The sequence below is a fragment of the Oscillibacter valericigenes genome (genome assembly GCF_021531435.1).
In the GTDB taxonomy this organism is placed as follows: Bacteria; Bacillota; Clostridia; order Oscillospirales; family Oscillospiraceae; genus Oscillibacter; species Oscillibacter valericigenes_B.
Genome location: NZ_JAFBIS010000003.1, coordinates 75,383 through 99,073, shown reverse-complemented (window position 1 = coordinate 99,073; position 23,691 = coordinate 75,383). Strand labels below are relative to the sequence as shown.

At 57.3% G+C, this 23,691-nt stretch carries 30 protein-coding genes and 1 tRNA gene; 13 read left to right on the top strand and 18 right to left on the bottom strand.

Annotated elements, in window-relative coordinates; all coding sequences use genetic code 11:
- Nucleotides 1-198: 198 nt before the first annotated feature.
- On the bottom strand, nt 199-1,056 hold the full coding sequence (locus JQM68_RS02730; protein ID WP_235221380.1) for a patatin-like phospholipase family protein: 858 nt from the start codon (nt 1,054-1,056) through the stop codon (nt 199-201).
- Between JQM68_RS02730 and JQM68_RS02725 the strand changes: the two genes are divergently transcribed.
- Complete coding sequence (locus JQM68_RS02725; protein WP_235221379.1) at nt 1,055-1,243, top strand: hypothetical protein; 189 nt, start codon at nt 1,055-1,057, stop codon at nt 1,241-1,243. The two genes, JQM68_RS02730 and JQM68_RS02725, sit on opposite strands and share 2 nt — an antisense overlap.
- A gap of 121 nt (nt 1,244-1,364) precedes the next feature.
- On the opposite strand, the gene JQM68_RS02720 is transcribed toward JQM68_RS02725, so the two are convergent.
- Nucleotides 1,365-1,565 (bottom strand): hypothetical protein, encoded by a 201-nt coding sequence (locus tag JQM68_RS02720; protein ID WP_235221378.1) that lies wholly within the window; start codon nt 1,563-1,565, stop codon nt 1,365-1,367.
- Between the two features lie 301 nt (nt 1,566-1,866).
- On the opposite strand from JQM68_RS02720, the gene JQM68_RS02715 reads away from it, so the two are divergent.
- On the top strand, nt 1,867-2,145 hold the full coding sequence (locus JQM68_RS02715) for a hypothetical protein (protein WP_235221377.1): 279 nt from the start codon (nt 1,867-1,869) through the stop codon (nt 2,143-2,145).
- A gap of 115 nt (nt 2,146-2,260) precedes the next feature.
- Here JQM68_RS02715 and JQM68_RS02710 read toward each other — a convergent pair whose 3' ends face one another.
- From JQM68_RS02710 to JQM68_RS02665, 11 genes are all read right to left on the bottom strand, one after another.
- A complete protein-coding gene (locus JQM68_RS02710) occupies nt 2,261-2,857 on the bottom strand; it encodes a hypothetical protein (protein ID WP_235221376.1) in 597 nt (198 codons plus the stop codon).
- A gap of 43 nt (nt 2,858-2,900) precedes the next feature.
- Nucleotides 2,901-3,065 carry a minor capsid protein gene (locus JQM68_RS02705; protein WP_235221375.1) on the bottom strand — a complete coding sequence of 55 codons (165 nt, stop codon included), beginning with the start codon at nt 3,063-3,065 and terminating at the stop codon, nt 2,901-2,903.
- A gap of 14 nt (nt 3,066-3,079) precedes the next feature.
- Nucleotides 3,080-3,379, bottom strand: coding sequence for a hypothetical protein (locus JQM68_RS02700; protein WP_235221374.1), 300 nt, complete (start codon nt 3,377-3,379; stop codon nt 3,080-3,082).
- Nucleotides 3,363-3,737 (bottom strand): hypothetical protein, encoded by a 375-nt coding sequence (locus JQM68_RS02695; RefSeq protein WP_235221373.1) that lies wholly within the window; start codon nt 3,735-3,737, stop codon nt 3,363-3,365. Before JQM68_RS02695 ends, JQM68_RS02700 begins: the two co-directional genes overlap by 17 nt.
- On the bottom strand, nt 3,734-4,099 hold the full coding sequence (locus JQM68_RS02690) for a hypothetical protein (RefSeq protein WP_235221372.1): 366 nt from the start codon (nt 4,097-4,099) through the stop codon (nt 3,734-3,736). Before JQM68_RS02690 ends, JQM68_RS02695 begins: the two co-directional genes overlap by 4 nt.
- Nucleotides 4,100-4,133: 34 nt before the next feature.
- Nucleotides 4,134-4,736 (bottom strand): sigma-70 family RNA polymerase sigma factor, encoded by a 603-nt coding sequence (locus JQM68_RS02685; protein ID WP_235221371.1) that lies wholly within the window; start codon nt 4,734-4,736, stop codon nt 4,134-4,136.
- A 100-nt stretch (nt 4,737-4,836) separates the two neighbouring features.
- Nucleotides 4,837-5,022 (bottom strand): hypothetical protein, encoded by a 186-nt coding sequence (locus tag JQM68_RS13915; RefSeq protein ID WP_412758446.1) that lies wholly within the window; start codon nt 5,020-5,022, stop codon nt 4,837-4,839.
- Nucleotides 5,023-5,035: 13 nt separating this feature from the next.
- Nucleotides 5,036-5,320: a hypothetical protein gene (locus JQM68_RS13910; RefSeq protein ID WP_412758448.1), complete on the bottom strand. Its 285-nt coding sequence runs from the start codon at nt 5,318-5,320 to the stop codon at nt 5,036-5,038.
- Between the two features lie 239 nt (nt 5,321-5,559).
- Nucleotides 5,560-7,413: an AAA family ATPase gene (locus JQM68_RS13845; RefSeq protein ID WP_235221369.1), complete on the bottom strand. Its 1,854-nt coding sequence runs from the start codon at nt 7,411-7,413 to the stop codon at nt 5,560-5,562.
- Nucleotides 7,410-7,784: a hypothetical protein gene (locus tag JQM68_RS02670; protein WP_235221368.1), complete on the bottom strand. Its 375-nt coding sequence runs from the start codon at nt 7,782-7,784 to the stop codon at nt 7,410-7,412. The genes JQM68_RS13845 and JQM68_RS02670 overlap by 4 nt, the downstream gene beginning before the upstream one ends.
- Nucleotides 7,777-7,971: a helix-turn-helix domain-containing protein gene (locus tag JQM68_RS02665; protein WP_235221367.1), complete on the bottom strand. Its 195-nt coding sequence runs from the start codon at nt 7,969-7,971 to the stop codon at nt 7,777-7,779. The genes JQM68_RS02670 and JQM68_RS02665 overlap by 8 nt, the downstream gene beginning before the upstream one ends.
- A 176-nt stretch (nt 7,972-8,147) precedes the next feature.
- Between JQM68_RS02665 and JQM68_RS02660 the strand changes: the two genes are divergently transcribed.
- Both JQM68_RS02660 and JQM68_RS02655 read left to right on the top strand, forming a co-directional pair.
- Nucleotides 8,148-8,831, top strand: coding sequence for a helix-turn-helix domain-containing protein (locus tag JQM68_RS02660; RefSeq protein ID WP_235221366.1), 684 nt, complete (start codon nt 8,148-8,150; stop codon nt 8,829-8,831).
- 275 nt (nt 8,832-9,106) lie between these two features.
- Nucleotides 9,107-10,123 carry a tyrosine-type recombinase/integrase gene (locus tag JQM68_RS02655; RefSeq protein ID WP_235221365.1) on the top strand — a complete coding sequence of 339 codons (1,017 nt, stop codon included), beginning with the start codon at nt 9,107-9,109 and terminating at the stop codon, nt 10,121-10,123.
- 167 nt (nt 10,124-10,290) lie between these two features.
- On the opposite strand, the gene JQM68_RS02650 is transcribed toward JQM68_RS02655, so the two are convergent.
- Both JQM68_RS02650 and JQM68_RS02645 read right to left on the bottom strand, forming a co-directional pair.
- Nucleotides 10,291-10,382 (bottom strand) — tRNA-Ser (locus JQM68_RS02650).
- A 160-nt stretch (nt 10,383-10,542) separates the two neighbouring features.
- Nucleotides 10,543-10,722, bottom strand: coding sequence for a hypothetical protein (locus JQM68_RS02645; protein ID WP_235221364.1), 180 nt, complete (start codon nt 10,720-10,722; stop codon nt 10,543-10,545).
- Nucleotides 10,723-10,849: 127 nt separating this feature from the next.
- On the opposite strand from JQM68_RS02645, the gene JQM68_RS02640 reads away from it, so the two are divergent.
- Together JQM68_RS02640 and JQM68_RS02635 are read left to right on the top strand one after the other, a co-directional pair.
- On the top strand, nt 10,850-11,947 hold the full coding sequence (locus tag JQM68_RS02640) for a GNAT family N-acetyltransferase (protein ID WP_235221363.1): 1,098 nt from the start codon (nt 10,850-10,852) through the stop codon (nt 11,945-11,947).
- A gap of 232 nt (nt 11,948-12,179) precedes the next feature.
- On the top strand, nt 12,180-13,136 hold the full coding sequence (locus tag JQM68_RS02635; RefSeq protein WP_235221362.1) for a calcium/sodium antiporter: 957 nt from the start codon (nt 12,180-12,182) through the stop codon (nt 13,134-13,136).
- Nucleotides 13,137-13,177: 41 nt separating this feature from the next.
- Here the strand turns inward: JQM68_RS02635 and JQM68_RS02630 are convergent, their stop codons facing one another.
- Nucleotides 13,178-13,783, bottom strand: a complete 606-nt coding sequence (locus JQM68_RS02630) for an NUDIX hydrolase (RefSeq protein WP_235221361.1) — start codon at nt 13,781-13,783, stop codon at nt 13,178-13,180.
- On the bottom strand, nt 13,780-14,673 hold the full coding sequence (locus JQM68_RS02625) for a diacylglycerol/lipid kinase family protein (protein ID WP_235221360.1): 894 nt from the start codon (nt 14,671-14,673) through the stop codon (nt 13,780-13,782). The genes JQM68_RS02630 and JQM68_RS02625 overlap by 4 nt, the downstream gene beginning before the upstream one ends.
- Before the next feature lie 153 nt (nt 14,674-14,826).
- Between JQM68_RS02625 and JQM68_RS02620 the strand changes: the two genes are divergently transcribed.
- The 7 genes from JQM68_RS02620 to JQM68_RS02590 all read left to right on the top strand — a co-directional run bounded on the left by JQM68_RS02620 (nt 14,827) and on the right by JQM68_RS02590 (nt 22,198).
- Nucleotides 14,827-16,041 carry an AI-2E family transporter gene (locus tag JQM68_RS02620; protein WP_235221359.1) on the top strand — a complete coding sequence of 405 codons (1,215 nt, stop codon included), beginning with the start codon at nt 14,827-14,829 and terminating at the stop codon, nt 16,039-16,041.
- A gap of 196 nt (nt 16,042-16,237) precedes the next feature.
- Entirely contained in the window at nt 16,238-17,764 is a 1,527-nt protein-coding gene (locus JQM68_RS02615) for an ABC transporter substrate-binding protein (RefSeq protein WP_235221358.1), read from the top strand.
- Nucleotides 17,765-17,800: 36 nt separating this feature from the next.
- Nucleotides 17,801-18,748, top strand: a complete 948-nt coding sequence (locus JQM68_RS02610) for an ABC transporter permease (protein ID WP_235221357.1) — start codon at nt 17,801-17,803, stop codon at nt 18,746-18,748.
- Nucleotides 18,745-19,557: an ABC transporter permease gene (locus JQM68_RS02605; protein WP_235221356.1), complete on the top strand. Its 813-nt coding sequence runs from the start codon at nt 18,745-18,747 to the stop codon at nt 19,555-19,557. Before JQM68_RS02610 ends, JQM68_RS02605 begins: the two co-directional genes overlap by 4 nt.
- Nucleotides 19,557-20,348: an ABC transporter ATP-binding protein gene (locus JQM68_RS02600; protein ID WP_235221355.1), complete on the top strand. Its 792-nt coding sequence runs from the start codon at nt 19,557-19,559 to the stop codon at nt 20,346-20,348. Before JQM68_RS02605 ends, JQM68_RS02600 begins: the two co-directional genes overlap by 1 nt.
- Complete coding sequence (locus tag JQM68_RS02595; RefSeq protein ID WP_235221354.1) at nt 20,345-21,079, top strand: ABC transporter ATP-binding protein; 735 nt, start codon at nt 20,345-20,347, stop codon at nt 21,077-21,079. Before JQM68_RS02600 ends, JQM68_RS02595 begins: the two co-directional genes overlap by 4 nt.
- Nucleotides 21,080-21,082: 3 nt before the next feature.
- Nucleotides 21,083-22,198 carry a DUF3810 domain-containing protein gene (locus tag JQM68_RS02590; protein ID WP_235221353.1) on the top strand — a complete coding sequence of 372 codons (1,116 nt, stop codon included), beginning with the start codon at nt 21,083-21,085 and terminating at the stop codon, nt 22,196-22,198.
- A gap of 45 nt (nt 22,199-22,243) precedes the next feature.
- Here JQM68_RS02590 and JQM68_RS02585 read toward each other — a convergent pair whose 3' ends face one another.
- Nucleotides 22,244-23,674 (bottom strand): S-layer homology domain-containing protein, encoded by a 1,431-nt coding sequence (locus JQM68_RS02585; protein ID WP_328283710.1) that lies wholly within the window; start codon nt 23,672-23,674, stop codon nt 22,244-22,246.
- Nucleotides 23,675-23,691 lie beyond the last annotated feature (17 nt).

Sequence of the window (23,691 nt, the reverse complement as noted above, 5' to 3'; positions counted from 1 at the left end):
TCAATTTATGAGACATCCTTATTATATATGTAAGAGGCGAAGGTAGAAATCGGCGGAATGACCAAATGCAAAATTTACGTAAAATTTCATGTGATAAGTCAAATTTATATGAAATATTTGTTCAATTAATATAAACCGAAAGCGTTTGCCTGCAAAAAACCGGCGCCGTTTTCTGCGCCGGTTTTGAGGGACGGAAGTTTATTCTTTTGTCCAGAATGACCGAATTTCCTCGGCGCGGCGGGAGCCGGCGAAATAGCCGGACTGCCACAGGGCCCGCAGGATCTCCAGGTCCTTTTCCGTGCGGCTGCAGCCCAGGGTGTCCTCGGGGGCGATGACCTTGATCTTTCCCTGGGCCTCCAGGTCGAACAGCTCCTCCCGGCTGGCGTTGTACCGCTCCGCCCGGGTGCGCATGGTCTCCACAAAATTTGGGTACTTGCGGAAGTGCCGCCCGATCATGCGGATGGAACCGTCGGCGTCCTTATGGTAATCCCTCTCCCGGGTCAGGATGACCACCACCCGGTCACAGCCCGCGTCAAAGGCACGGCGCCAGGGGATGGCGTCGGCGCAGCCGCCGTCCAGGTAGGGCTGACCGTCGATCTCGATGATGGGGAACATCATGGGGATGGCGCAGGTGGCCTGGAGCAGCAGGTTGTGGGCGTCCCGCCGGGGGACGGGCAGGTATTCCGCCTCGCCGGTGTTCAGGTTGGTGACCACGGCCTCCACCGTGCCGGGATAGGCTTCAAAGGTGTCATAGTCGAAGGGAAGAAGCTGGTTGGGGATGGTCTCGTAGGCAAATTTCAGGCCGAAATAGGAGCGGTTTTTGCGGTCTGCCATATTCCGCCAGCCCATGTAGCGCCGGTCACCCGCGTAAGTTGTCACCAGCTTCAGATTCCGGCGGCTCTGCCGGGAGAGGTAGCTGACGCCGTAAGCGATACCGGCGGAGACGCCGACGGTATAGTCCGGCAGGGGAAGCTCTTTATCCAGGAAGGCGTCACATGCGCCGGAGGAAAAAATAGTCCGCAGGGCGCCGCCCTCCAGGACCAGACCGGTTTTCATGGGAGGTCACTTCTTTCTTATTCGTTTTCCTTATTTTAGCACAGCGGCGGTGAAAATCAACGGGCGTGAGCCAGAATCCTATCCTGCGTTTCAGACAAAAAAAGAACACCCGGCGGGTGTTCTTTTTGGCGGAGAAGGAGGGATTCGAATTTTAAACGATGCGAAAAATGCTGTAAAATACGGTTAAAGAAATGTAGTGTTTTCAACGCCTTCGTGGATTATCTGTAAAATGCCGTAAAACGTTGAAAAAGCTGTAAGGGGTAAAAGTTGGGGTAAAATTTCTTCCATATATAGTAAAACCGGGGATGTTACTCCCCGGCTTTTTCTTTGTCCCGTTCCAGTTTTTCGTCAATCGCCGTGGAGATAAACCCGTTGAGGCTTTCGCCCTTTGGCTTTATGTGTTCTTCAATCTCGTTTTTCTTTCCACGCGGTAGCCTTACCAAAACTTTGTCATATACCTTTGCTTCATATTTTGCGGTAGCTGCCTTTTGCGCCTTTGATACTGCCATTGCACCACCTCCCTGTATTGTTTATTTTACCATAAGCATATAACGATAGCAATGTACAAAATGCACAGGAATATAACGCTATCTTTATATACTCTACCTATTGAAGTATAACGATAGCGTGATATAATGTAACCATAGCAAGGGAACAAACGAAAACAGTTCAGACACCGGCAATCGTTGAAGCCTAACACCGAGATCGCGGATAAGGGCGGAACGGTATAGGGAATGGGAAGCAGATGAGGCCACAGCCCTAACGACCACCGCCGCCGGAGTTCCCAAAAATAACAAGGAGGATGTAAAAATGAGCATCAATGAAATCGAAGCGAAAGCCAGTGAGCTGCGAGAGGATGGAACGAATTACTTGTGCATCCTCGCTATGATGGCTATGATGTCAGAGGAAGAGGGTCACGATTGCCGCAACATCAAGGAAACCATTATGCGGCAGAGCAAGGGCCAGTTGAAGCGCATGATAAAGAGAACCCGTTCGATCTCCGGAGAGGCCGGCGCTCTGAGGTCTGATCTTGATTCCCTTGTTGAGTACATCCGGCGAGAGTTTCTTAGAAAGTCCAATGCAGCATGACATAGTAACAGGTGCGGGCGCTTGTGGCAACACTCACAGGCCCGTTAAACGTGAAAAGGGAGCTACCCCGTCGGGCGGCTCCCCTTTCTGATTTAGAAAAGAATATCAGGATACATTACTGCTCCAGCATCTTATACGCAATGTCAAGCCCGCTGCCGGGGTTCTGGCTCGTTCCGAAGCGGTCGATCATATCCTGGATGGTCTTGTCGGCACTTTCGCCGCCCATCCAGCCGACAGTCCCGGAAATGCACATATCCATGATATCCTTTGCGTTGAGCAGAACAACTTCCCACGCTTTCACTTTTTTATCAACGGTGGGAATGTTCATGCCGATCATCCCATGACTGCCTGCGTAGGAGGCAATAGCGGTCATCATGGTGCCGTTGCTGCGGTAGCGCTCCACCAGGTTCTCAACCTGCTGACAGTCCAGATCGAAGCCGCCTTTCAGCAAATTAATATCATCAGTGATCATAGAGCCGTCCAGATTGCCCCAACGCTGAGCCTGGGCCACACCTTCATCATGCAGCTGCTGGAGCTTGTCCATCGTGGCATTGCGAAGCGCGGTCGCTTCTCTGTCGATGCGGTCGATTTCCTGCGCCGCGACGTCAGCGCTGTACCGCTCTTTGGCTTCCGCCTTTTCTTCACGCTTCCGCTTCATCTGGGGATAAAAGCCGGAAAGGACATCCTTCATTTTGGAAACATAAGTATTCATAATAAATCTCCTTTATGTAATGATTTTTTGCGTGATTCAGAAATTATTTTCCCATTCCTTTTTCAAATTGCTTCTGAGCGATCTTATTCCATTCTTTGCCGTGGGCGTCATGGGCTGTCTCGCACCACATCAGGGAGGCGTTTGGATTCTGGTCTTTGCTTGGTGTTCCGGTATAATAAACACGGCGCGCATAAGGAGTATTCCACATGGTGACTACCTCCATTAGATACTTTTGATTAAAGATTCGAAGGAATTTTCGTTCAGAAATCCAATCCACCGCAAAAGAACGTAAATACCGCCCTTGACGGTGTTATCCAGCCCGTCGAGCTGGCCCATATCAAAGGACACCAGCGGGCAATCCTCCTTGTTCAGCGGCTCCAGGCGTCCAATCAGGCGGAAGAATACAGCGCCCTTGAATTCCTCCCATGTGCCTGTGTGCGTTCCAGTGAGGTCTGTCCATGTAATCTCTCCACCTTTGAGGCGGTCAAGAACCTCAAACTCTCTGTCAAGTTTTCTGTTCATCAAAAACCTCCAGTTTCACGATTCCGCTTTTGCGCTGCCATACTTCCCTCCCATCAGGGAGCGTTACAAGCTCCAGAGCAGGGAAGCCAACAGATACCATTAAGACGGACAGGCCCATCTGCTGCGCCATCGGCAGTTTATCCATCTGCGACATATCGAAAGAAATGAGCGGGCATTTCTCCGGCGGGAGCTTCGCACCCTTCGTCTTTTCCCATTCCTCCTCCGGGTATTGGATCGCTTTCAAAAATTTCAGCCAGTCCCCGGCTTGTTTGCCGTTCCTGTCCGTCCAGAAGAATGTTTTCCCATGCAGGGCTACCTCAAGATCGTCAAGGCGTTTGGAAAGGTCTTTGTATCTCATTGGTTGCCTCCATCCGCCAGCTCTTCCAGGCGGTCAATACGCTGACTGAGGTCATACACTTCGGTAAGCCGCAGGCCATACTCTAGCAGCGACCGTGCTGCCTGAATCCTCGCCATATCCGATTTCTTGCCGTCGTTCACGATCTCACGCAGGCAGGAAAGAGCAGGGGAGAGGCTTTGCTTTGCCTGCGTTGCGGCACCTTCAATCAGCTTTGACATGGCTTTCTGGTACTCCGCCTGAAAATCAGGATCCGCAAGGTATCGCTTCAAGGTGCTTATGCCGATGCCAGCCGCTGCGGCTGCCCGTTCCTGCGTTGGATTGTTCAGCAGCGCTGAAAGCGCCTTTGCCTGTTTTGCGGTCACATTACCCCTCCTTTCCGGCCCATTTCGGCCCGTCTTAGTTCAGATACGGCCTTAAGCCATTTGTTATCAAAGGATGCCGAAGCGCTCGCAGAGCGGCGTTGACGTCCTTGTTGTTTGCCTTTTCTCCACGGTAGTATTTCGCTCGTATTGTTTCTTGTAGATGCTCAGGCAGGCTTGCAAGAGCCGCTTCCACGGCCTTCCGGCGCTTTTCCGTGAAGTCCAGTTCCGCCACATCTTCAAATGGCCGTTCAGCGGCAGGATCCGGTACGATGTCTGAACCTTCGACCTCTTCCCCATTTTCGTCGGTCACGGGTGCATCCAGAGATTGTGCAGAGCGAAGTGGGTCATTCCGCTCTCTTGCCGTCCGTAGGCCCGCTGCTTCCGTGAAGGCACCCTTAAGAATGATTACAAACCAGGTACTGAATGATCCGGCTTGCGAGTCCCATGACTTTACGGCGTCCAGCATGGCGATGAAGGCTACTTGCATGAAATCGTCTCGCTCCATGCCAGACTGTCCATCAAGTGCCCTCTCCCACCGTATAGCAAACTTGAGGGCAAGGCGGCGAACAGCTATCCATAGTTCCAGTGTGCCGCTTTCTCCGGCCTGCACAGCCTTCGCAATCTCGCTGCTATCCACCACACGCACCTCCTTCGGCAAATAAAAAAGCACAGGAAACGGCCTTTCAGCCATTTCCCGTGCCTTTCAGCTAACCCTATGTGGGCGGTACTCTTTAAGATTATTTTACCACATTTTCCTTGAAAAAACAAGTGTTTTCTGAACAATATGAGATGTATATATGGCGGTACGGAGGATGTCGATCGCTCCTCTTGACGTTGGCATTCGGCAGCCTCTTTTTGATATCTGCCGCCAACGCATCCGCCTTCTTGGCCTCGCTGGCCGTGTAGCTTATTTTGACCTTCATTCCGTTGCCTCCCCTATTTACGGAAACCAAGATTATTGCGAAGGCATTTCCAGAAATCGTTGTACTCGTTCTGCTTCTGCCTCTCACACAATCCAAAATCCCTCACAAACTTTTCGCTACGCCATGATGGAAACATGGTTGCACGGCTTGTCCGATACATCCAAACGTGCCATTCATATAAATCTTTCGGCCGAATGTCGAATCTTCCGTTTATCAGCTGAATTGCAGGAAGTGTCCCTTTGCGGATATGCGCCCGTATCGTTCGTGGACTAATCCCGGTTGCGGCGCTGGCGTCCATGACGGTCATTTTTTCACCTCTCTCACTTGACCACTCCCGTGTCTATCACAGAAAATGGACAAATGACCGATTTTCCCTTGTATATCAAGGCTTTCGTCACTTGACCACCTGGTCAAATGAAACTCGCTCACTTGACCATTTTAAGAGGTCACTTGACCACCTGGTCAAATGAAAAAAACGTAGTAATATCAATGGTTTAAGAGGTCATTTGTCCATCTTCGTGTTCCTGACGGAGAGCGTTAATTTAACAGGTCATTTGACCACGGTGTTTCTGTATCATCTGGAAGCTCCGTAAATACGCTGGCCTTTTGAATGTGCCACGTTTTTTCCTTTCCTCCGCCTGTCTGGAAATATTTAATTTCACCCGTTTTCTTCAAATCTTCCTTTGCTCGGCGGAGCGTTCTAAAGCTGTACCCGGCAAGCGTTGCCTTGTCATCCATGTCTTTAGATGGCATAGCTCCCCCGGCTTCATCCAGCTCATGCAATACCCAATCTTTGCAATCCTCACGTTTTGGGGCAGAAACATTTGCAGCGCTTTCTTGCGTGTACTCTCTATCCCGTTTCCAGCTTCTCCCCTCTGCCTGGGCCTGTCCATCGCTGTCAATGGAAAAAAGCAAGGTTTCTTGAAGCTCGCAGTAATTATTCTTCTCGTTTGAAAGATATCGAATGCCCTGATCCTCTGTATATCCGGCCATCATCACGGAGCGGGACACATCCCACAAGTCGGCGCTGTCCGCAATGCGATCACGTCCAAAGGCTCCCTTGCGCTTGTTGGTGTGACACACTACAATAAATGTTGTACCGGTTTCTTCCCCCAGGCTGATTAAAGGGGCCATACAGTCTCGCATAGCGTTGCGACTGCCCATGTTAATGTCTGGAGGCACAAACCCTTGCACCGGGTCAAAGACGCACAGAGAAGGTCGGAAATGCTTTATAAACCGCTCCATTTCGTTGGTGCCAAATTTTAAGCCACGCAAAACGCCATCTTTGTCCGCCAGAAAGTCCGGTGTAATGACGTTGCTCATGTTAGCACCAGCAAGGCGCAGCTTCTTTTTCAGCTTCTTCCGCACGCTGTCCTCCGTGGTCAGAAAAGCCACTTTCTGCGCTACCCTGGTATGATCTGGCGGGTCTAAGATGCACCGCCGCCCGCTGCTGATTGCTGCAATCAGGTTGCACCATAGCGTGGTCTTTCCTATTCCGCCGTCAGCCGCCATCAGGGTTATTTGTCCCTCTGGAATCCAGCCGGGTACAAGCCATGTTGCTTCTTCTTCATCAAATGTGTCCAGCGTCTTGAAGCAGGATAAAAACGGATCTTCTTCAGGCGGTGCCGGTTCCCATTCCGGCGTTGATGTGGCAAGCTGTGCAATCATCTCACACGCCTTTTCATCTCCGAATTTTTCAACCAAATCCGACACATCGCCGTGCAACGGAATGTCCGGCCACACTTTGGAAAGGTCAAACAAATATACGGATTTGCAGACATTATGTAACGCGGCGGCGGTTTCCTGGGCGTAAGCCTTTCCCACATCGTCGTTATCCTGGAAGATGCATACAGAAAGGCCCTTTAGCTGCTCTGTGTACTCTTGTTTCCATTTCCCCGGCCCTGCGCCATCCGCTCCGCTCACAGCATCCCATCCCAGACGGTGAAGGTTGTCGGCGTCCTTCTCGCCTTCAACCACGGCGATACCGTCAGACAGTTCACCAGATATGTAAAGGCTAGGCTTTATGCCTTTTCTGCTATAAATCCATCCGCCTTTTCCGTCTGGCTGTCTCCATGAAAATGACTTGTCCGAATATCGGATTTTCTGAACGCCGCCAGGGTAATCATACGTTGCAACAATCCGTCTTTTCTCCTGCGGCTTTTCCTGCGAATCATAGAACAGGTCACGGGGCTTTAATCCGACACGTGCAATGATGTCCCGTGTATCACATCCGGCCTGACATTTCAGCACAACGCCCTTCTGCCCGCGCCCGATGGAGAGACTTTGCTTTTTATCGTCATGGCAAGGGCAACGGGCCATATACTGGCTTTCACCGCATTTCTTTACGCCATCAAAATAGCGCAATACTTCTTGAATGTCCGTTGCCGTCACCTCCCAGATTTTTCTATGGCTTCCGCCGCGCGCTCGATTTCCTTCGCCCTGTGCTTCATGCTGCGGATAAATTGTGCCTTTTCGTCCTCACTGGCGGGCAAAAAATACCCCGTTGAATTATCGGCTAGGATGGGCGCTCCGGCCAGACGCTCCTCCGCAATCATGGCTCGCACTGTACGCCCGTCAAGTTTTGTCATGGCGGTAAGGTGACGGAGAGGCACAGCGTTTTCCCTGCCGTGAGATAGAAGCCTTGAAATGGGGCCTGCGTCCGTTGTATAATCGTCCTGGGGAATTTTGCACCCTGCATTGTTCTCCGCCGCCTGTCCTGCTGTGCCACCAGCAGGGCGGGCATTTTTTGTCTTCTCACTCATCCACGTTCACCCCTGCCTGTTCGTTCAGCCAATGTTTGAACGCTTGCGCCGGGATTCGGGTGCATCCTCCAATGTGTGCAACAGGGAATCCTTCAAGATGCATCCACCGATAAATCGTAGGACGGCTTACGCTCGCCACTTGTGCCGCCTCCGTAGCCGTATAGGCCAGACGCTCCAGGTTTTCCAAAATTTATGTCTCCTTTCAAAATAGTATTGACTTCAAATCAAACTGTGATAGTATATGATATATACAGCATGATTCTCTGGTCACCATTATGATACACCCACAAATTCATTCCAGCAATAATTTCATTCCATTTTTATGTTAAAACAAGTTTTTCAGTCCAACGATGGAGGAATTTTATGGAACGGTTAATATTTCCTATCACCAAGAAGGAAGCAGAGAAGCAGGGGGTAAAGTATTCATCGAAAAAAAATAAAGAAGCCCTTTTTCCGTCACAGTTGCGAGAACTGCGTGAGAAAAAGGGCATATCACAGGCTACGCTTGCCCGCGATCTCGGCGTATCAAAGTCTACCATTGGACTATATGAAACAGGAGATACGTTGCCAGATGCAAAGACTTTGCATGATTTGGCGGTTTATTTTGGTGTAAGTGCGGATTATCTTTTGGGTTTGTCTGATATTAAATCTGTTGAGGGAAACGAACAATCAGCAGCATCACTTGGGCTACCAGATAATTTTATCAAATACATTATGTTTCTTGATACTAATTTAAATGCCGAGAAAAATACATTACAAATGGTTATTTCAGACAACGAATTTTATGAGGCCATATCTGCAATAACACTTATTCGCACCTTACTGTACAAAGAAGACGATATTCCAGAAGAGTACGATTTTGGCGCACTTGAAGATTTGCGGAAGAAACTCTTCAAGTTAAGTAACGGCACTCAATCTATTGTCCATTCTGGACTTGCGGTTAAATCATTACTGTACTCTGCCGAAAAATTATTTGCGTCTGTTGCAGAGCGTTGCGTTAGTGAGTTCTGCATCCAACAAGATTGTGATTACCCATTAAATGATTGATTTCAATAAAAGCCGCCCCCGGTGCTACCAACACCAGGGACGGTTATAAGGGCAGTAAACTTTGACGGCCTACTGCCCTCCTATCATATATGAAAATTGGAGGAATTGCAATGGCGAGAAAATCAAACACCAGAGCCGCGCAGGGCGCCGGGAGCATCAGACAGAGGTCAGACGGAACATGGGAGGCCAGAATCACTATCGGCACAGACCCAGGAACAGGAAAGCCAGACCGCAAAAGTGTTTATGGGAAAACTCAGGCGGAGGTCAGAAAGAAAATGACCGCCATCCAGAGGGCGGTTGACAATGGAACCTATCAGGCCCCGGACAAAACCACGGTCTCCGAATGGCTCGATGAATGGATGAAAACTTTCTGTGCCGTCAAGGTGAAGCCGCTGACATATAGCAGCTACGAGGTGGCAATCAAGAACCACATTAAACCGGCCATCGGTGCGCTGAAGGTGCAAGCCGTGAAGGGCGTCCACGTTCAGAAGCTATACAACGGCATGACCGCCGCCGGGTTGTCCCCAAAGACTGTGAAGAACGTTGCCGCAATCCTTCATAAGGCGTTTTCTGTGGCGCAGAAGCAGGGCATGATACAGGTTAACCCTTGTGACGCGGCGGAGCTTCCAAAGACCACGCAAAAGGAAATCAAGCCGCTGACGGACGCGGAAATTCCGCTGTTCCTGAAAGCCATTGCTGGACACCAGATGGAGAACGCGTATGCTCTGTGCTTGTTCGCTGGCCTCAGGGAAGGTGAGTGCCTGGGCCTGTCGTGGTCACAGGTGGACTTTGAAGCGCGGCGGATCACCATCAGCCAGCAGCTCCAGCACGAAAAAAAGAAGGGCGCTGCCTACTATATCGCCCCCAGCACAAAGAGCGGAAAGCCCCGGCAGATTGAGCCGCCGGAAATTGCGTTCCAGTATTTGCGGGCAGAGCGGAAACGGCAAGCAGAGAACCGCCTCGCCGCCGGTGAGCTGTGGAGCAACCCGGATAATCTGGTATTCACGGATGAAATGGGCGGGCATCTTGCTATATCGACCTTCTATAAAACGTTCAAGCGGATTGCTGCCAGCATCGGCAGGCCGGACGCACGCCCCCACGATCTCCGGCACACCGCAGCCACCGTTGCGATTGCCTCTGGGGCCGATATAAAGAGCGTACAGGACTTGTTGGGACACGCTACCGCCAGCTTTACGCTGAATGTATATGCGCACAGCAGCGACCAGATGAAGAAGGACACAGCCGCCCGGATGCAGAGTTACTATGACAACCTGACAGCCAAAAAGGCATAAAGCAGCCCCGCCGGATTTGACCATCTGGCGGGGTATTTTTAGCTGTTTGGGGTAAAGTTAGGGGTATAGCGAAAATACGTTGTTATCGATGCGAACTTTATTCGCTAGAAAACCGCAGAAAGCAAAAGAAAAACCACCCTATTTCCAACAAATAAGGTGGCTTTCTGTGGCGGAGAAGGAGGGATTCGAACCCTCGAGACCCTTTAGGGGCCTACATGATTTCCAATCATGCGCCCTCGACCAACTAGGCGACTTCTCCATAGCTGTCAAGCATCTTCGACGGATGATGAACTTGTGCGCTGCCGTGAAGCGACAGCGTTATTATTATAGCAGAGGAACCGCCAAAGTCAAGCCCTATTTTGGCTTTTTTTCAAAAAATGAGGAGGCCGGGGAAAGGATCCTTTTTCCCCGGCCCTGCCTCACCGCATTTCGGAAACGATGTTGTCCACGGCGTGATCTACAGCGACACCCAGTTTGTGGATACTTTTGCCCACCTGTGTTTTCATGGAATCCCTGCCGCAGGGCACCATCATCCCCACCGCGGCGCCGGCCATCAATCCGGCGCTCATACCGACCCAAAATCCGGTACACATCTTCATATTCAGTCACTCCTTTATCGGCACGGAGCTAGTATGGCCCAAATCTGACAAAAAAACCGCGGAAAATTTGCCAAACTGTTTTCCGTGCGCTATACTGTTTTTAATTTGATTGTTCTTTGGAGGCATTATGACGAGCATTTATCTCATCCGCCACGCGGAGGCGGAGGGCAACCTGTACCGGATCGCGCAGGGCCAGAAAAACAGCAATCTCACCGACCGGGGCTGGCGGCAGGTCCGGGCCCTGGAAAAGCGGTTCGCGGATGTCCATATTGACGCGGTCTATTCCAGCGACCTGTACCGTACCTGCGCCACTGCCAGCGCCATCTACAAGCCCAAGGGGCTGCCCCTGCACCGGGTCCCGGCTCTGCGGGAGATCAACGTGGGCATCTGGGAGCAGCGCACCTGGGGCGACATCTACCGCTGTGACCCGGAGCAAATGGCGTATTTCAGCCGGGAGTTCACCAAATGGCACATCGAGGGGGCCGAGACGCCCGGGCAGGTGCTGGACCGGATGCTGGTCGCCGTCCGGAAGATCGCGGCGGAAAACGAAGGCCGCACCGTGGCGGTATTCTCCCACGGCTACGCCATCCGCCTGCTGCTGGCGGCGGCCCAGGGCTACTCTCTGGAGGAGGCGGGACAGACGCCCCACGGCGATAACACCGCCGTCTCCCTGCTGGAGGCGGAAAACGGCGAACTGCGGGTGATATTCCGGGACGACAACAGCCATCTGCAAACGCCGGAATTCCTGGCGGGAGAGAAGGTCCGCAAGCGGGCCAATGCCCTGGAACCGGGCTTGTGGTTCCAACCCCTGCGGCTGGAGGAGCAGGCGGACTGGTTCGCGGATACCGTATCCGCCGCCTGGAGCGGCCCGCGGCCCTTTGACCGGGAAAAACTCATGTTGGACGCCGCGGAGCGGACAACGCTGGTGGGCTATCTGGCCGAGCGCCCGGTGGGCCTGGTACAGGTCGGGCCGGAGCCGGGCTGGATCACCCTGGCCTGCATCCGGGAGGACTGCCGGATGCGGGGCTTCGGCGGGCAGCTCGTCGGGCAGGCGGTGCTGCTGGCGAGAAGCCGCGGCGGAGAGGAATTGTCCGTGGCTTTGGGCCGGGACAGCGGCGCCCACGCGTTTTTCACCGACTACGGCTTCCGGAGCGCCGGCGCCGCGGAGGACGGCCGTGTGATCCTGGTCAAAAATATTGCCTTTGATCCGGAATTTTTGGGATAATTCGTGGAAAAACAGACATTGACAAACAGAAAAGGTGTTTATATAATACTTGCTGTAAAAGGGAGTAGCCTGCGCGTTTGAGCGTGGTGTGGTCCGTCATCACGGCGGCGGGAGACCGCTGCCCGGGGCATGTCGAGAAGGCGAGACTTTTACTGTACATCGTATTGCGGCCGCCGCATATCTGTGTACAGGAAAAGTCTCGCTGTTTTTTTGCGATAAAATTGGAGGAAGTATGAATATTTGGGTGACAGTTTTGTTATTCCTGGTGGGTCTGCTGCTGATCGTCAAGGGCGGCGACTGGTTCCTGGACGGCGCCGTCTGGATCGCGGAGGCCACGGGTGTGCCCCGGTTCATCATCGGCGCCACCATCGTGTCCCTGGCCACCACCCTGCCGGAGCTGACGGTGTCCGTCACCGGCGTGCTTCAGGGAGAGGTGGACCTGGCGGTGGGCAACGCCGTGGGCTCCGTCACCGCCAATCTGGGACTGATTTTGGGCATCTCCGTGGTGTGCATCCCCTCGGTGGTGAGCAAGAAGCAGTTCAACCTGAAGGCCGTTCTGATGGTCTGCGGCGCCGCGCTGCTGGTAGTGCTGTGCCGGGGCGGCGTGCTGCCCTTCCTGCCCAGCCTTCTGCTGTTCGCGGTGTTCGCGGTGTACCTGTGGAACAACATTGTGGACGCCCGGAGCGGCATGGCGGCCAGCCGTGCCGAGCACCCCGCCCGGCGGACCACCTCCCACCGGCAGATGGTGATGAAGCTGGGCATGTTCGTCATCGGCCTCGCGGCCATCGTAGCCGGCTCTCAGCTGCTTATCAACTATGGCAGCGAGCTGGCGCTGCTGCTAGGCGTACCCTCCAGCATCATCGGCGTCACCATGGTGGCCATCGGCACCTCTCTGCCGGAGTTGGTGACGACACTGACCGCCATCATCAAAAAGGAAGCCTCCATGTCCGTTGGCAATATCATCGGCGCCAATGTCATCGACCTGACCATGATTTTGCCCATCTGCTCCGCCGTGTCCGGCGGGCGGCTGACCATCGGCAGCCAGACGACCTCCCTGGACCTGCCGGCGTGCCTGCTGCTGTGCTGCATCGCGGTGGTGCCGCCCCTGCTGAAGGGGAAGTTCTACCGCTGGCAGGGCGTGCTGATGCTGGCCCTGTATGCCGCCTATGTGGTGGTTCTGGTCATGTGAAGTCCCATCAAAAAAACCGCCTGCTCCGGCAGGCGGTTTTCTTATTTTCTGGTCAGCTCCCGTACAATGCGGCCGGTCATGCCCCAGATGACATGGCCCTGATACCGCCACACGGGCACCTCCACCCGGCCACGGCTCCATGGATAGTCCGGGGAAATGCCCAGCTCCTCATAGGGAAAGCCCTCCGGCCCCCGGGGGAGCAGGTCGTAGGCGTAAAGCTCCGGTTCCGTGTCCCGGAAAAAGGCCAGGGGGACGGTGAATACCTCCGCCACCTCCGCCGGAGAGGGACGCAGGGCCTCCAGACCCGCCTGGGAGACCAACCCCAGCACCGGGTGCAGCAAAAAGCCCCTCTGATTACAGATAAAATCCGGTGTGCCCAGGACCGTCACTTCCGGGGCCGGAATGGACAGCTCCTCCTCCGTCTCCCGCAGGGCGCAGGCGACGGGGGATTCTCCCGCCTCCGCCCGGCCGCCGGGGAAGCAGACCTCCCCGCCCTGGCGCAATCCCGCAGCCCGCACCTCAAACAGCAGGTGGAGCCCGTCCGCCCTTTCCACCAGCGGGCAGAGCACGGCATAGCTGTGCCGGGCGCCCATCAGTCCGGGCGCGTGGCCGTCGAAACGGCGGCGCAGTTCCTCCAGCTCCCTCATCCCAGCAGCATAGTCACAGCCCGCTGGCAGTTGACGATCTCCACCGCCGGGGCGCTAGCGGCGTATTCGCCGTCCAGGGACCAGGGCAGATCCTCGTCCGTCTCCAGATGGATATGGGAGACATGGCGGAATACCAGGCCCTGGCTGTCGTACTGCTGATTCAGCAGGGCCAGCACCAGGTTCTGCAGGTCCTGGGCGGTCCGGGGATTGGGGATGAGCAGCAGCTCGAATTTCCCGTCGTCCAGCACCACCCGCTCCGGGTTCAGCTTCATCAGCCCGCCGATGGAGGTGGAGTTGCACACGGCGCCGAACAGGTACTCCCCATCCAGCACCTCACCGTCGGCGGTGAGCTTGACCTGATAGGGCCGCAGGGTGTTCAGGTCCTTCATGCCCTCCAGGATATAGGCAAAGTGGCCCAGGGCGTTTTTGGCGGCCTGAGGCGCGGAATAGGAGCTTTTCGCGAACGCGCCGAAAGAGGCCACATAGACGAAATACCGCTCGTTCCAGCGGCCAATGTCCAGCTGCCGGGGCGCGGCGGACATCATGGCCTCCGCAGCCACGGCGGGCTTGCCGGAGATGTGGAGGCTGGCGGCAAAGTCGTTGGTGCTCCCCTGGGCCAGATAGCCCAGCAGGGGACGCCGGTCCAGCCGCATCAGGCCGGAGACCACCTCGTTCAGCGTGCCGTCGCCGCCCACGGCCACCACAGCGTCGTAGCCGCCGCCTTCCCCGGCGGCGATCTCCTTGGCCTCGCCGGGGGCGTCGGTGCCGCGGATGGACAGCAGGTAGCCCGCCCGGCAGAAAATGGAGGCGGCGTCAAACAGGGGACTGCGGGACTTGTTCCGGCCGGCCCGGGGGTTGACGATCATCAATAGTTTTTTCTGCTCCAACATAAGACCTCCCTGTATGAAACAGACGAAAACGAGAAAAAACACAGTCGTAAAGAAAGCGTAAAGCCAGTATACCACGGGAAAAACAGGATTGCAATTCCCGTTCCCGGCGTGTAGAATAATGCTGTAAAGTGTTGATATAGGGGGGGTGGCGTCATGCCGCAGAAGAAGCGATATGTGCAGCTGGGGCTGACGGTATTCTGCACGGTGGCCGCCATCCTGCTGTTTTATGATACCCTGTTCGGCCACCGGGCACTTCAAAAATTCTGCGGGCAATTTCTGGAAGCCATTGCGCCGATCCTGTACGGCAGCTTCATGGCCTACCTGCTGGCGCCCATGGTCAGCTTTTTTGAACGGCTGTCCCCCCAGGCTCAGGCCGCTGCGGGCCGCAGCCGCCGGGCCGCGCTGACCCTCCGGGCGGTGAGCATCCTGCTGACCTGGACGGTCATTGGCTTCCTGCTGTACCTGCTGGCCTCGGTGCTGATCCCGGAGCTCTATAAGAGCATTTTCCAGCTCATCAGCAACGCCGAGACGTATTACCGCACGGTCAGCGGCTGGATCGAGGAGCTGCTGGAGAGCAACCCGGCGCTGGAGCAGTGGGTGGCGACCCAGCTGAACACCTACTACACGGACATCAACACCTGGCTGACCAAGGAGGTCCTGCCCCAGGCCCAGACCGTCATGGTGGCCGCCGCCGGCGGCATCGTGGGCGCGGTGAATTTCCTGATGGACCTGCTGGTGGGCTTTATCGTCTCCATCTACCTGCTGGCCACCAAGGAGCTGTGCGCTGCCCACGCCCGCAAGGTCGTTTACAGCCTGTGCCCGAAAGACAAGGTGCACTGGGTGCTGCGGGGCGTCCACAAGGTGGACGACATTTTCTCCGGTTTTGTCCGGGGCAAGCTGCTGGATTCCCTCATCATCGGCATCCTGTGCTTCATCGGCTGTTCCGCCCTGAAAATTCCCTATACGCCGCTGGTGTCGGTGTTTGTGGGCGTCACCAATATCATCCCGTTCTTCGGCCCCTTCCTGGGCGCAATCCCCAGCACGTTCCTGATCCTGCTGGTGTCCCCCATGAAGGCGCTCTACTTCGTCATCTTCGTTCTGGCCCTCCAGCAGCTGGACGGCAACGTCATCGGCCCCAAAATTCTGGGGGACAAGACCGGCCTTTCCAGCCTGTGGGTCATCATCGCCATTTTGATCGGCGGCAGCTTTTTCGGCCTGCCGGGGATGTTCTTCGGCGTGCCGGTATGCGCTTGCCTGTACAGCGCCGCCACCTTCTTCACGGAAATGCGCCTGCGGAAAAAGGACCTGCCGGTGCAGACCGACGCGTACCACAGGGACGTGCCGGACGAGGGCAAAAAACAGCAGTAAATACCAAAACACGAAAAAAGTTCTTGCAATCAAAGACGCCATCGTGTACAATACAGCCTTGTGGGTGTTTGTCAGGAAAATAACGAACACCCGCAAGGCTCATTTGCACAGACAACTGAATAGAGCCGAAATTTCTGTCATGGCCTACAGGCCACACTGACCGCGGCAGCGGCAGTGATGTAAAGGAGAATGCGACATGAAGAAGAAATTTTTGGCGCTCGTTCTTCTGATGACCCTCCTGGGCACCGTACTCAGCGGATGCGGAGACGGCAGCGCAGCGGAGACGCAGAAGGGCCGGGCAGATACCAATGAACTAGTCATTGGTATCGCACAGGATCTTGACGACAGTCTTGACCCTCACAAAACCGTGAAGGCAGGAACCCGAGAAGTCATGTTCAATGTGTTCGAGGGGCTGATGAAGCCCACTCCAGACGGAGATCTGACCCCTGCCATCGCCGAACGCTACGAGGTATCCGAGGACCGGATGACCTACACCTTCCACCTGCGGGAAGGCGTGCAGTTCCATAACGGTGAAACGGTGACGGCGGAGGATGTGGTATACTCCATCCAGCGCTGTGCCGCCGCCACTGAGACAGGGATTGTCCAGGTGGAGGCGTTTTCTGTTATTCAGGCCATTGAGACGCCGGATGACAAGACCGTTGCCATCACCATTTCCGAAGCCAGCAATGAGTTCATTTCCTACATGACCACCGCTATCCTGCCCGCGGATTACGACAAGCAGGACACCGACCCCGTGGGCACCGGCCCCTTCAAGTTTGTCTCCCGTACCGCCCAGGATTCCGTGGTGCTGGAGAAGTTCGACGGCTACTGGGGCACCCCCGCCCAGTTGGACAAGGTCACCCTGAAGATCATGGAGAACGCGGACAGCCTGATGATGAGCCTCCAGAGCGGCGCCATCGACCTGTGCGCCCATCTGACCAGCACCCAGGTGGCCCAGCTGGAGAAGGACTTCAACGTGGCCGAGGGCACTATGAACCTGGTCCAGGCCATGTACCTGAACAACGCCGTGGCCCCCTTTGACGATGTCCGCGTCCGGCAGGCCCTGTGCTATGCCGTGGACAAGCAAGAGATCATCGACCTGGCCTTTGACGGCTATGGCAGCCCCATCGGTTCCAGCATGTATCCCGCCTTCGGCAAGTATTTTGACGACAGCCTGACCAACTACTACACCCGTGATGTGGAGAAGGCCAAGGCTCTGCTGGCGGAGGCCGGCTATCCCGACGGCTTCGACATGACCATCACCGTGCCCAGCAACTACAAGCCCCACATGGACACCGCTGAGGTGCTGGTGCAGCAGCTGGCCCAGATCGGTGTCAACGCCGCCATCGAGCCCATCGAGTGGGAGAGCTGGGTGTCCGACGTGTACGCCGGACGGCAGTTCCAGTCTACCGTGGTGGGCGTGGACGCCTCCACCATGACCGCCCGTGCCCTGCTGGAGCGGTTCACCTCCGACTACGGCAAGAACTTCATCAATTACAACAACGCAGAGTACGACGCGCTGTTCCAGCAGACCCTGACCGCCTATGACGACGCGGAGCAGACCGCCATCTACAAGCAGATGCTGGCGAACCTCACCGAGAACGCCGCCAACGTCTACATCCAGGACCTGGCGGACCTGGTGGCCGTCCGGAAGGGCGTGGAAGGCGTGACCTTCTATCCCATCTATGTGCTGGACCTGGCGAACCTCCATTACACAGCTTAATTCCTGCTCCCAAAGAGAGAAAGGAGACGATGACCTATGAAGTACGCGGCAAAACGTGTGTTGATGCTGCTCGTCACCATGGTCATCGTCTCTTTTTTGACGTTTTTGGCCTTTGACCTGATCTCCGGCGACCCGGCCACCGCCATGCTGGGCACCGAAGCCACCCCGGAAAAGGTGGCGGCCCTCCAGGAGGAGCTGGGCCTGAACCGGCCCTTCCCGGTGCGCTACGGCGAGTGGCTGCTGGGCTTCTTCACCGGAGACCTGGGCACTTCCTATAATTACAAGCAGCCCGTGTGGGACCTGATCGGCCCAAAGGTACTGGTGACGCTGTGCCTCAGCGTTTTGAGCTTCCTGCTCATCACCGTGGTGTCTATCCCCCTGGGGCTGTGGTCGGCCCGGCGGGCCGGCGGGCGGCTGGACGGCGTGCGGACGTCGGTGAACCAGCTCTGCATGGCCGTGCCGCCCTTCTTTACCGGCATCCTGCTCTCCTGGGTCTTCGGCGTGATGCTGCACTGGTTCGTGCCGGGGAATTTTCCGGGACTGGGGCATTTCGGCAGCGCCCTGAAATACCTGTTCTTCGCGGCGGTGGCCATCGCCATTCCCCGCATCGCCATGACGGTTCGGATGCTCCGCAGCACCATCATGGGCGAGATGCAGAAGGACTATGTCCGCACCGCCATCTCCCGGGGCAATGACCGGGGCGGCGTGCTGCGGCGCCATGTGCTGAAAAACGCCCTGGTGCCGGTGGTGACCTTCCTGGCCCAGACTATGGCGGAGATCGTGGCGGGCAGCATCGTGGTGGAGCAGGTCTTTGCCATCCCCGGCCTGGGGCGGATGCTGGTGACCTCCATCTCCAACCGGGACTATCCCACGGTGCAGGCCATCGTGGTGATTTTGGCGTTCTGGGTGGTGCTGGCTGGCACGGTGGCGGACATCGTGAACCAGTGCATCGACCCCCGCCTGAGATTGGGGGGTGACGCATGAAAAAGGAAAAAATGAACGGCTACCTGCGGGTGGGCCTGCTCCTGACCGGTTTCCTGGCGGCGCTGATTTTGCTGGGCATGTTCTGGACGCCCTACGACCCCCAGGCCATGTCCGTCGGCCCCAAGCTGGCGGGGCCGTCTCTCCGCCACCTGATGGGCACCGATAAATTCGGCCGGGATATTTTCAGCCGGGTGCTCCAGGGCGCGGGGACCACGTCCGTTATCGCCCTGTCCACGGTGGCCATCGGCGCCGTCTGCGGCACGGCCATCGGCGCCCTGACGGGCTACTTCGGCGGCCTGGCCGACGAAATTCTGATGCGCCTGAACGACGCGCTGACGGCGTTCCCCAGCATCCTGCTGGCCCTGGTGGTCATCTCCATCCTGGGCCCCGGCAAAAAGCGCAATGTCATTCTGGCCCTGGGGCTGGTGTTCATCCCCAGCTTCGCCCGCATCACCCGTACGGCCTTTGCCGGCCTGCGGGACGCGAACTATGTGAAAAGCGCCCGGCTGATGGGGGCGTCGCCCGCCCGCATCCTGGTGGTCCATATCCTGCCCAATACCGTCTCCGTGCTGCTGCCTGCCGTCACCATCGGCTTCAACAACGCGGTGCTGGCGGAGGCGTCCATGAGCTTTCTCTGCATCGGCGTGACCCCGCCGGACGCGTCTCTCGGCTACATGCTCTCCGAGGCCCAGGGGATGCTGAACGCCCCCTGGTACGTCATCGGCACGGGCCTTATGATCGTGCTGATGGTGTTCGGCGTGGGACTCATCGGCGAGGGCCTGCAGCGCCGGGACAAGGGGGTGGCCTGATGCTGGAAATTCGTGACCTGCACGTGAAATTCCGCAACCGGGACCGGGAAGCGGTGGCGGGCGTGTCCCTTACCATCCATGACGGCGAGATTTTGGGCCTGGTGGGGGAATCCGGCTCCGGCAAGAGCGTCACCGCTATGAGCGTGGCGGGCTTGCTGCCCCGGAAAAGCTGCGACTACTCCGGCCAGGTGCTGCTGGACGGCACGGAACTGCTCCACGCCGACCGCGCCCTGCTGCGGCAGGTCCAGGGCCGGGACATGGGCGTGGTGTTCCAGGAGCCGATGACGGCCATGGACCCCCTGATGAAAATTGGCCGTCAGGTGGAGGAGGTCCTCCATATCCATACCGACAAAACCAAGCAGGAGCGCCGCGCCCTGGCGCTGGAGGCCCTGGCCGCCGTGGAGCTGCCGGAACCGGAGGCGGTGTACGAGAAGTACCCCCATGAGCTCTCCGGCGGCATGCTCCAGCGGGCCATGATCGCCGCGGCCATTGTCCAGCGGCCAAAGCTGCTGCTGCTGGACGAGCCCACGACTGCCCTGGATGTGACCATCCAGGCCCAAATTCTGGAGCTTTTGAAAAAACTGAACCGGGAATCCGGGATGTCCATGCTGTTCATCTCCCACAATCTGAACGTGGTGCGCAAGCTGTGCCGCCGGGTGGCGGTGATGCAGCGGGGCGTCCTGGTGGAGGAGGGGGACACCGACGAGGTGTTCCACCATCCCCGGCATCCCTATACCCAGCGGCTCATCGCCGCCATCCCCACCCGCAAGCGGAAGGAGGACGCCCCATGAACGAGGAACTGGTGCTCTCCGTCTCCCACGTCAGCGGCGGCTACCATGAGGGCGGCCGGTTCCGCAAGGGGACCTATCAGGAGGTCCTCCATGACGTGACCTTCGATGTCCATGATGGCGAGATACTGGGTCTGGTGGGGGAGTCCGGCACGGGCAAATCCACCCTGTCCCGGGCAATTCTGGGCATCATCCAGCCCGACCAGGGCAGCATTACCCACTACACGAAGCGGCCCCAGATGATTTTTCAGGACCCGTACAGCTCCCTGAACCCCGCCTATACGGTGGAGTGGATTATGGAAGAACCCCTGCGCATCTACGGTAAGTACGACGCCCCGGAGCGCAAGCGCCGGGTCCGGGAGATGCTGCGGCGGGTGGAGCTGCCGGAGGAAGTCTTGGAAGCGAAGCCGGCGGAGCTTTCCGGCGGTCAGCGCCAGCGGGTCAGCATTGCCACGGCCCTCATCCAGCGGCCGAAGTTCCTCATTGCCGACGAGCCGGTCAGCGCCCTGGACGTGACCATTCAGGCCCAGATCTTAAAGCTCCTGAAAACCCTGCGGGACGAGCTGGACCTGAGTTACCTGTTCATCTCCCACGACCTGAACGTGGTGTATCAGCTCTGCGACCGGGTGCTGGTGATGAAAAACGGCCGCATCGTGGAGCAGGGGACGGTGGACGAGATTTTTGACCATCCCAAAGAGGACTATACCAAGCAGCTTCTGGCTGCGGCAGAATAACACATGAAAAACTTTTTCCTGCGGTATCAAAAATTCCATATCTGGCTGCTGGCCGATTTGCTTCTGCTGGCGCTGTTTGTTCTGCTCCGGGAGAGCCGGGCGGCGATGAACGGCTTTGTACACCATGTTTCCACCCCCATCCGCCGTTTCATCGGGCGGCTGTGCTACCTGGTGGATTTCTCGGTGGCGGAGCTGCTGTGCGTTCTGCTGGTGCTCGCCGTCATCGCCTATGTGGTGTGGAGCGTCGTCGCGGTGGTCCGGGCCGGAAAAGGCGGCCATCTCCGCCGGACATACACCGCCCTGCTGGGCGCCGCCTGCGGAGCCCTGACTCTGGGCGCGGTGTTCTGCTGGTTCTGGGGCGCGGACTACTATACCGACAGCTTCCAGGAGCGCTCCGGCATCTACGCCCAGCCCGTGGCGGCGGAGGACCTGCTGGCGGTGACGGTGTACTTCGCCCGCCAGACCGCTCTGACGGCGGGCACTGTGGCGCGGGACGAAAACGGCCTGTTCGCCGTCCCCCGGGAGGACATCCTCTCGGACAGCCCCCACGCCTACGACGAGCTGGAAAAGCAGTTTCCGTTTCTGGAGTTCAACGACCTGGGCGTGAAACCGGTGCGGCTGTCCCGGGTGATGAGCGCCCTGGATTTCACCGGCGTGTACTGTCCCTACACCGGCGAGGCCAACGTCAACATCGACAGCCCCGCCTGCATGCTGCCCGCTACGGCGGCCCATGAGATGGCCCACCAGCGGGGCTATGCCTCGGAGCAGGAGTGCAATTTCCTGGCGATCCTGGCCTCCACCACCTGCGGGAATGACACATACGCCTATTCCGGCTGGTTGATGGGATACATCTACCTGGGCAACGCCCTGTACCGGATCGCGCCGGAGACCTACTGGTCCATCCGGGACGTCCTGCCGGAGACGGTAAAGGCCGACCTGGAGGACAACACCGCCTACTGGGACCAGTTCCGGGACACAGCGGCGCAGAAGGCGTCCAACAAGGTCTACGACGGGATGCTGAAAGCCTACGGCGAGGAGCGGGGCATCCAGTCCTACGGCACCGTGGTGGATATGTTGGTGGTGTATTACCGGGACGCGGCGGCCCGGGCATTGCAATAAGAAAGGACCGTGAAACGAGTGTTTCACGGTCTTTTTTCATACATATTACCAGGGATGCTCCGCCCGGGACTGTGCCTCCGTCATGGCGAAGTAGTTGTAGTTGATGACGCGGCCGCTGTCTCCCCAGGTGGTGTCGATGTGGTATTCCGTGCCGTCCAGGGTGGCCACGGTCCAGATGTGGGAGCTGTTGGATAAGGAGGTGCACTCGATGCCCTCCAGCTTCAAAAGCAGGTTGTAGGCCCCGGTGTACCCGTCGCAGACGGCGGTGCCCAGGGTAAAGAGGCTGTACGGCGTGTGGCTGAGGGACTCGTCGCCGGCCTGATAGTCGTACACGCAGTTGTCGCAGATCCAGGTGTAATAGACCCGGGCCTTTTCCAGCTCTGTCATGTGGGGGGTGATCTGTTGGCTGTTCCACAGCTCATCGTGGACCGCGATGGCGGTCTCTATGGCGGCGGCGCGGTACTCCTGCACCCGGTCCCCGGCTCCGGCGGCGGAGAAGGTCAGCGTCATTTCCCCCGTGGGGGAGTAGGAGCAGGACACGGAATTGTAGCCCTGTTCGCAGCGGAGCTTTACAGCGGCCAGCGCCTGCTGCATCACCTGGCGGGCCTTCACAGCGGAGAGGGCGGAATAGCGGAGCGTCAGGGTGTTTTCCCCCCGGGAGAGCATGTAGCGGACGGCGCTGTCAACTTCGTCGGCGGTGGCGGGAGCGGCGGTGTAGGCACCCGGCTCCACCAGGCTTGCCAGCGTCGTCCCCTGGGCGGTGTAAGCGTAGGAGAGGTCCCAGGCCAGGGTGATCCGCAGACTGGGGTCGGCCAGCCGGGTCAGCATGGCGGCGGCCGCGCCCCGGGTGATGAGGCTGTCCGGCAGGAAGGCGCCGTGCTCATCCACGCCCGCACAGACGCCGGAGCGGTACAGGGACAGAATGTCCTGATAGTAGGGCGTGTATTCGGTCACATCCGTGATGAAGCGGCGGGTGGCGTACCCCTCCGTCACCAGCTCGTCGTTGATGGACGGAAGAGATTCCTGGGGCAGGAGGTTCGCCAGCACGTGGGCCATCTGGGCCCGGGTGGCGGCCTGGGTCAGCTGCCCGTCCAGCTCCGTGCCCAGGATGCCCTCCGCCTGGAGGTAGCGGAGATAGGGCTCGGCGGTGGACATCCCCTCCGCCCGGAAGGCGGCGGGGCCCAGCTCCGCTTCGCCGGTACGGTACAGGCTGCGGATGCGCCCGGCGAAGATGACGGCTTGTCCCACTGTCAGGGAGTCCTTTAAGCCGTAAGTCCCGTCCGGCTTTCCCACAGACAGGCCGTATTCATACAGGGCGGAGACGTTGCTGTAAAAGACGGAGTCGGCGGGCAGGTCGGAAAACTGCCCGGCATAGGTCTTGCTCCGGACAAAGTTGTCCATGGAGTTCTCGGCGGCCTGGGCGGGGACGGTCAGCAGCAGGCACAGCGCCAGCAAGAGGGAAATGCGCTTTTTCACGGCAGGCTCCTTTCTTT